Source organism: Butyrivibrio sp. VCD2006, from assembly GCF_000423925.1.
In the GTDB taxonomy this organism is placed as follows: Bacteria; Bacillota; Clostridia; order Lachnospirales; family Lachnospiraceae; genus Butyrivibrio.
Window position 1 is genome coordinate 74,913 of the sequence record NZ_KE384110.1, and the last position, 8,318, is coordinate 83,230.

The 8,318-nt window shown below is 41.9% G+C and carries 8 protein-coding genes; all 8 read left to right on the forward strand.

Features of this window, described 5'->3' with window-relative positions; translation table 11 throughout:
- Window positions 1-2: 2 nt before the first annotated feature.
- The gene (locus tag G586_RS0120635) at window positions 3-725 is read left to right on the forward strand and encodes an ABC transporter ATP-binding protein (protein WP_035773844.1); all 723 of its coding nucleotides are present in this window, start codon (window positions 3-5) and stop codon (window positions 723-725) included.
- Window positions 715-1,992 (forward strand): ABC transporter permease, encoded by a 1,278-nt coding sequence (locus G586_RS0120640; RefSeq protein WP_026529218.1) that lies wholly within the window; start codon window positions 715-717, stop codon window positions 1,990-1,992. Before G586_RS0120635 ends, G586_RS0120640 begins: the two co-directional genes overlap by 11 nt.
- Window positions 1,985-2,695 carry a response regulator transcription factor gene (locus G586_RS0120645; RefSeq protein WP_026529219.1) on the forward strand — a complete coding sequence of 237 codons (711 nt, stop codon included), beginning with the start codon at window positions 1,985-1,987 and terminating at the stop codon, window positions 2,693-2,695. The genes G586_RS0120640 and G586_RS0120645 overlap by 8 nt, the downstream gene beginning before the upstream one ends.
- A complete protein-coding gene (locus tag G586_RS24300; protein ID WP_026529220.1) occupies window positions 2,696-4,324 on the forward strand; it encodes a HAMP domain-containing sensor histidine kinase in 1,629 nt (542 codons plus the stop codon).
- A 237-nt stretch (window positions 4,325-4,561) separates the two neighbouring features.
- Window positions 4,562-4,936 (forward strand): GntR family transcriptional regulator, encoded by a 375-nt coding sequence (locus G586_RS0120655; protein ID WP_026529221.1) that lies wholly within the window; start codon window positions 4,562-4,564, stop codon window positions 4,934-4,936.
- Complete coding sequence (locus tag G586_RS0120660; protein WP_026529222.1) at window positions 4,936-5,781, forward strand: ABC transporter ATP-binding protein; 846 nt, start codon at window positions 4,936-4,938, stop codon at window positions 5,779-5,781. The genes G586_RS0120655 and G586_RS0120660 overlap by 1 nt, the downstream gene beginning before the upstream one ends.
- 1 nt (window position 5,782) lies before the next feature.
- Window positions 5,783-6,433, forward strand: coding sequence for an ABC-2 transporter permease (locus tag G586_RS0120665; RefSeq protein WP_026529223.1), 651 nt, complete (start codon window positions 5,783-5,785; stop codon window positions 6,431-6,433).
- A gap of 116 nt (window positions 6,434-6,549) precedes the next feature.
- Window positions 6,550-8,318: leucine-rich repeat protein (locus G586_RS24305; protein WP_035773845.1), on the forward strand; the 1,769-nt coding region annotated here is incomplete at its 3' end.

The following is an 8,318-nucleotide window of genomic DNA, read 5'->3' on the forward strand; positions in this document are numbered from 1 at the left end:
AAATGCAGGATATTATAACAGTTCCTCCCATAATAGAAGCAAGGGGCATTGTAAAAAGATTCAATGAGGGCAGTGAAAACGAGCTCGAAATACTTCACGGAATAGATCTTAATGTACGAAAGGGCGAATTTGTTTCAATAGTTGGAACCTCTGGCTCGGGAAAATCAACGCTTATGAATATAATCGGACTTCTTGATAAACCAACAGCCGGATCATATATGCTTGACGGCGTGGATGTATGCTGTGCAGGGGATACTGAGCTGTCCCATATCAGGAACAGCAAGATAGGCTTCGTTTTTCAGACCTATAATCTTATTGCAAGAACAAGTGCCATCAAAAATGTAGAGCTTCCAATGCTATACGCAGGTGTTAAGGCAAAGGAGAGAAGAGAAAGGGCAATGGAGCTTCTTGAACTTGTAGAGATGAAGGAGAGGATAAATCATACTCCGGATGAACTTTCGGGAGGCCAAAAGCAGAGAGTTGCTATAGCAAGAGCCCTTGTTAACCATCCCTCCATAATCCTTGCGGATGAACCCACGGGAGCCCTTGATTCAGCGACCGGAAGAAAGATTATGGACCTTTTTCATAAGCTTCATAAGGAGCAGGGAATCACCATAGTTTTCATAACACATTCACCGGAGCTTGCTAAGGAGACAGAGCGGATTCTCACCTTGAAGGATGGAGAATTCATAGATGAGAGGATGGGAATAAAATATGCTTCTTGAAAATGTAAAGCTGGCCCTGTCGGGGCTTTTAGCCAATAAGTTGAGAACCTTCCTTACCATGCTTGGAATAATAATAGGTATAGCCTCTGTCATCGCCATCATGACCGTTGGAGATGCCATGAATAAATCTGTTATGGGCTCCATGGGAGACATGGGTGTTAATAATATAAGCGTCTTTGTTACTCAGAAGATGAGTGAGGACTACGATTTTTCATATGATAGCGATGTAAGGGAAATGAAGGATAAGGACTATGTTTCTGAGGACATGCTGACAGACCTTTCAGAGCACTTTGAAGGCAGGATAGAAGGCATATCACTAAAAAAATCCGTGGGAGAAATCAAGGTAGAGGATGGAAAAAAGTATGCGAATATCAATCTTGATGGCGTAAATAACACAGGTCTTAAACAGAATAAATTAAAGCTCCTTTCCGGAAGAGGATTTTCTGCGAATGAGCAGAAGGAGTCCAGAAAGGTGATAATCGTGTCCGACAGGTATGTGGAGAATATGCTTGGAGGCGATACGGCCGCAGCCCTTGGTAAGACTGTAGAAACAGTAATCGATAATAAATATTACACCTATACTATAATTGGCGTATATGAATATTCTGAGAGCAGCTCGGGTGGCATGAGTGCAGGGAAAAATCGCAAGGATGTAAGGACCTCTGCTTATATACCTCTTAAAACCGCAATAATTCAGCTAAGGGAAAAGACCTTATATGACGAGTTTGAAGTAGTTGCCAGAACAGGTGAAGATCAGGGAGTCTTATCTGCGGATATACAGCAGTATTTAAATAAAAAATATTATAAGGAAAATGATGCCTATGAGACCTACTCCTACAGCATGAAGGAGGAGATCAAATCCATGGAATCCATGCTGAATACCCAGACCTATGCCTTTGCGGCGATAGGTGCCATATCACTTCTTGTTGGCGGAATCGGGGTTATGAACATCATGATAGTGTCCATAACCGAGCGAACCAGGGAAATCGGCACAAGAAAGGCCCTTGGTGCAACTAACGGCTACATCAGACTTCAGTTTATCACAGAAGCGGTTGTGGTCTGCTTTATTGGCGGCATTCTTGGGATAATTGTTGGACAGTTCTTTGGGATAATGGCTTGCAAAATGATGGGGTATAGCGGAAGTGCTTCGGTAGGCGGTATAATATTTTGTGTACTGTTTTCAATGGCATTCGGGGTATTCTTCGGATATTACCCGGCTAATAAGGCGGCAAAGCTAAATCCTATAGAGGCTTTAAGATATGAATGATAAAAAATACAAGATACTGATAGCTGAAGATGATGTGGATATTATCGCTCTTCTTCGGCTATATCTTGAAAATGCAGGATATGACGTGATATCTGCTACAGATGGAAGACAGGCCCTTACTCTTTTGGAGACAGACGAGCCCTCACTTTTCATCTGTGATATCATGATGCCCAAAATGAATGGGTATGAGGTCATAAAGAGTATCCGGGACAACAATAACAACATTCCGATCCTGGTGCTGTCTGCCAAAAACCTTGATAGCGACAGGATACTGGGGCTTAATATAGGTGCGGACGATTATATGGTAAAGCCCTTCAATCCTCTGGAAATAGTAGCCAGGGCCAACTCACTTCTAAGGCGCTTCTATCAGCTTGGAAGCGGCGATGTGCCTGCAGGTGCTGTTTACACTATAGGGGAGCTCACCCTTGATGTTGAGAAGGCAAGGCTTATGAAAAACGGTAGAGAGATACTTATTACGCCCACAGAGTTTAAGATACTGACTCTCCTTATGAAAAATCCGGGCAGAGTTTTTACCAAGGTCCAGATATATGAGTATATTAACGGAGAGTATTATGAGAGCGATGACAATACGCTAATGGTTCATATGAGTAAGCTCAGGGATAAGATAGAGGATGACAGTAAGAACCCCGGATATATCAAGACGGTTCGCGGACTTGGTTATAAGATGGAGCGTAATATATAGATGAAAAAATATTTTTCTTCCATGAAAAGCGGCCGGGGGACGCTCTATTCCCTTGTTACAAGATACTATATTTTCTTTGCGGCAGCAGTTCTGCTGCTGGTTTTTCTTGTTGTAAATGTATCGGGATATTTCATTGAGCGGACGGAAATGATTCCCGATATAAAAAATTTCATAAGTAATACAAGTCTCATAGAGAATGAAAAATATGACAGATTAAACATTCATAAATATTTAAGTAAAAAGAGCTATTTTGAGGTTCTTGATGAAGCTGCAAATGTCATATATACAAGCGATAAGAGCAGAAAGAATACCTACAGTCCTGAGGAGCTTGAGTTTATTCCGGAGGAGTCCGGAAACTCATATTACTACATGGAACAGGTTGCGGATGATAAGGGAAGGAATGTGGGATATCTGATTAATAAATATGCGGTTATAAACTCGGATGAGGGAGAAACTATTTCCCTTAGTGGAATAGTGATTCTTGATAAGGATAAGAAGGTGGTGTTTTCGGATCTTGGACTTGATATGGACTATATATCAGACAGGGAATTCGACATCCTTTATGGTAACGGAGAGGATACCTACTTGCAGAAATATGAGTTTACCAATGTTAAAGGTCAAAAGCGCACGATGCTGATCCATCAGGATTTTAGCAGTTCATCCCTGGCAGGAGCCTATAGAAGGATTTACACAACCGCAATTCTCTTCTTTATTCTGGTATTTGCAATTTTTGTTGTGATATTTGTCCTTCACACAGCTTTTGCCGTAAGAAAGCCAATTACCGTGCTGCAGGATGCCATGGGAGAGCTTGGAAAGGGAAACAGAGACGTTGCCATAACATACTCCGGACCCAGGGAATTTGTTCAGATAATGGATTCCTTCAATGACATGGCAGATAAGCTTAGCAGAGCGGAGCTTGAAAATAAAAAGCTGGAGCAGGAAAGACAAAAGATACTGGCGGATATTTCCCATGATCTAAGAACACCCATAACGGTTATTCAGGGCTATTCGAGGGCTGTGGCTGATGGTATAGTTCCCGAGGGAGAACAAGCGAAATATTTGGACACCATAAGCAGGAAAGCTGACAATCTTTCGGAACTCATAAATGCTTTCTATGAGTACTCCAAGCTTGAGCATCCTGAGTTTCAGTTATTTGAGAAGGAGTGCAATATCTGCGAGTATTTCAGGGAATATCTTGCGGGAAAATATAGTGAGCTTGATATTGCAGGTTACGAGATGGACATAGACATACCTGAAGAGAGGATTATGAAAACCATCGACACGGCTCAGTTAAAGCGCGTCTTTGAAAATATAATTTCTAATTCCATAAGATCAAACCCCGCAGGAACAAGAATTTATGCAGGGCTGAAAAAGGACAATGATAAGGTAATAATTTATCTTGGAGATAATGGCGTAGGAGTTCCTTCATCAATTCGTGATGAGATTTTTAAGCCCTTTGTTGTGGGAGATGATGCCCGCACAAGCGGAAAAGGAACAGGTCTTGGCATGTCCATAGCCAAACTTATAGTGGAAGCTCACGGCGGAACCATTCGCCTCATGGATGAAGGGGAAGTGCTTAAGAGTGAGGATGGCACTGTTTTTAAGACTATGTTTGAGATTACTATTTAAATAGAAATGGGTTACAAATTTTGCGTATTGATTTTGGGGCTAAATTTATTACACATTTATACGTCTCCTAAACCACAAAGAACTCCCATATTCCTGCGAACATCTTTCTATTGTTAACTAAAAACCTTCACCACACTTCCGGTCTACAAAAAATACCAAAAAAATTTACGATATAACAGTATATAACAGTTGACAACAGTTATATACTGTTATATGCTGTTTATGGAGGATAACGATATGCATATCATTTTAAACAATACCTCGATGGTACCCATATATGAGCAGCTTGTGAATCAGGTGAAGAACGATATCATAAGCGGAGAGCTTGCGGAGAACGAAGCGCTTCCTTCAGTCAGGGCATTATCAGGAGAACTGAGGATAAGTGCTCTTACAGTCAAGAAGGCCTATGACAGACTTGAGGAAGAGGGCTTTGTAGTAACGGTGCACGGCAAGGGCACCTACGTGGCTGCAACCGATAAGTCACTGGCTATGGAGGCCAGAAGGAAGACAGTGGAGGATGACTTCGCCACAGCTGTTCAGAAGGCAATCGCGGTTGGATTTACCAAAGAGGATATTCTGGAGATCGTACAGATCATTTTGGAGGAAAACTGATGGTTAAAGTTGATAAGCTTGTAAAGAATTATGGAGATTTCAAGCTGGATGTTTCACTGGAGATACCGGATGGAACTGTTACGGGAATAGTTGGAAAAAACGGCGCAGGGAAGAGCACCACGATCAAGTCAATTCTTGGGCTTGTAAGGCCGGATGGCGGGCACGTTACCATTAACGGCAAGGAAGCGTCGGCGCTCACCGGTAAGGATAAAGAGAATATAGGAGTGGCACTTTCTGATTCGGGCTTTAGCACATACCTTACAGTCAAGGATGTCATAGCCATTATGAAAAAGATGTACACATCATTTGATGAAGAGCTTTTCAGGAAAAACTGCAATACACAGGGGCTTCCATTAAACAAGGCAATCAAGGAATTTTCAACAGGTATGAAGGCTAAGCTCCGCGTGCTGGTGGCAATGAGCCATAATGCGCAGCTCCTTATAATGGATGAACCCACAGCGGGACTTGACGTGGAGGCGAGAAACGACATTCTGGATTTGCTAAGGGACTATCTCACTCAGGATGAAAAGCGCTCAATACTGATCACATCGCACATATCCTCAGACCTTGAGGGGCTTTGCGATGACATCTATCTTATTCATGATGGCAAGATCATTCTTCACGAGGATACAGATGCAATTCTCAGTAATTATGGACTTCTCAAGGTAAACGAAGAAACCTATGAAAAGCTTGATAAGAGCTATATTCTCAGCACTAAGAAAGATCATTTCGGATATGCCTGCTTTACAAATGAGAAGCAGTTCTACGCAGAGAACAATCCGGATATCGTCATTGAGAACAGCGACATAGACGATTTGATTTTGATGATGACAGGAGGTAACTGATATGCGCGGTCTCATAGAAAAAGATCTCAGACTTACACTAATCAGAAAACAGACAATAGTTATATTTTTAGTCATGGCACTGGCTATGGGAGTATCGATGAATGGAGCTTTTCTTGTGGCTTATCTCACGATGCTTGCTATGATAATCGGCACGGGAACCATAAGCTATGATGAATATGACAATGGCTTTCCGTTTTTGATGACGCTGCCCTTTGACAGGAAAACCTTTGTCAGGGAAAAGTATCTCTTCAGCTTTATCACAGCCATTGCGGCATGGTGCTTTGGTGCGGCAATCTTTGGAATCATGGATATGGTGCGCAATAATGGTGCGGGGCTCTCAGAAATTCCCATGATGACTGCCATCATCCCATCCATGTATATCGCATCGGCTGTTATCATTCCGCTTCAGCTTAAATACGGCGGAGAAAAAAGTCGAATTGCACTTTTCATAATCTTTGGTCTGGTAGCAGTTGTTGCAGTGGGTGCAGGAAAAGTTATTGAAAATCCGTTAAACCCCATAGCAGATGTGATCACTGCCTTGCAAGGACTCCCGGGTCCTGTAGTGCTCCTCATACTGTTGACTGTTTGTGCTATTACGACAACTGTTTCCTATCTGTTCAGCGTAAGGATCATGGAGAAAAAAGAATTTTAATCATACTGAAAAACGGCTCCTAAAGGGGCCGTTTTTTGCGTTAAAAAGGGCGTTTAGCTGATAGTAAAAGTCTATACTATAACGTATAATGAGATTATTACATTGGAGACAACTTCATGGGAGGAGTTGTAGAAAAGAGGGTATTTATGAGAAGAATGTGGAAAAGAGCGCTAGGGGTAGCACTCGCTATTTTTGTTGCGTCATCTTCGATGAATTTGACGGCGCTTGCGAGTGAAGAGAGCCCTTCCACCGCTGAAAGCACAGTGCAGCTTTCAGAAACGGATGATGGATCAGAATCATCGTCTGATGTCTTGGAGAATCAAAGTGATTCTGAAAACATGGAAAGTGGGGAGTCATCACAATCTGGAGATTCTTATACCGGTGATGAATCTGATGCTTTCCAAAATACGACTACTGATGAAGTAACTGACGACACAAACAGTGAAAACAGTAGTGATACCAGTCCTGAGAATAATCAGGCAGACACAGAAATTTCTAATTCAGACAATCAATCTGAAGGTTCCGAAGCTGAAAATAATCAGGATTCCTTTAATGAGAATTCTGCTGATAGTGATGCTCAGTCTGAGAACTCTTATGAGACTAATGACGAAGGCGCAGGAGCAGAAGCTGCGGTAATGCCTGCTGAGGATAATCCGGCAGAAGATGCAGAAGCTCCGATGACAGTTCAGTCTGTGACAGAAACCGAAGAAATTGATAGTTTAAATGCACAGCTCAGAAATGGAGTAAATACCACTGACTGGAACTATGAAACCCTTAATGGATCGTTTGTAAGAATAACGGGATATAAAGGTACGGATACAGATGTAACTATTCCATCTCAGATAGGGTCCTATGAGGTTCAGGAGATTGGAGCAAATGCTTTTTCAAAATCCAATTTTGTGTCAGTAACTATTCCCGGAACGGTAAAGATTATCAGGTCCGGTGCATTTAATGGGTCCACAGCTCTGACAAATGTTACGTGGGAAGAAGTAGTTGATAGCAAAGATACACAAAGTATTGATGAATATGTATTTAATGGTTGTAGTAGTCTTGAAAATGTAACACTTTCCGAAGGCTTGACATCTATTGGATATCGTTCATTTAGAGAATGTGATTCGCTTGTTGATGTTTTATTACCTAACAGTATTAAAACTATAGGAGCTGAGGCATTCTCCGGTTGCGATAATCTGGAAACAGTAAATTACCCTACTCATCTTGATTCCTGCGGTGGTAGCGTATTTGGAGCATGTAATAAACTGACGGATTTTGTTGTTCCTGATGGTGTTACAAAGCTTGCGAAAAATGTATTTAGCGGAAGTAATATCAGTAATGTAACCATGCCGTCCACCCTTGAGATAATAGGTGAGGGAGCATTCCAGCATGACCAGGCACTTGAAAGCATAGAGCTTCCTGCAGGTATTAAGATAATTGAAGACTATGCATTTCATGATACAGCTTCTCTTTCAGCGATAAAGTTTAATGACGGTATTGAAGAGATCAGGTACAGGGCTTTCAGAGACTGTACCGCGCTTACGGAGGTTGCACTTCCCGATGGATTAAAGACATTAGGAGTAGAGGTGTTCCAGAACTGCAGCAACCTTGAAAAAATAAACTATCCTCTTTCACTGACGGAAGCAGGCGGCGGAATCTTTTCAGGAGCCATAAAGCTTAAAGAAATGACAGTGCCTGAAGGAATAACGAAGGTGGCTGACAATGTATTCAAAAACAGTTCAATTAAGACGTTCCACCTTCCTTCAACTCTTGAAACAATAGGAAAGAGCTCATTTGAGAATGATACAGAGCTTGAGAGTATAGAGATACCCGAGGGAGTCACCCTGGTGGATGAGTATGCCTTCTGTGGATGCACAGGAATGACACAGATAAA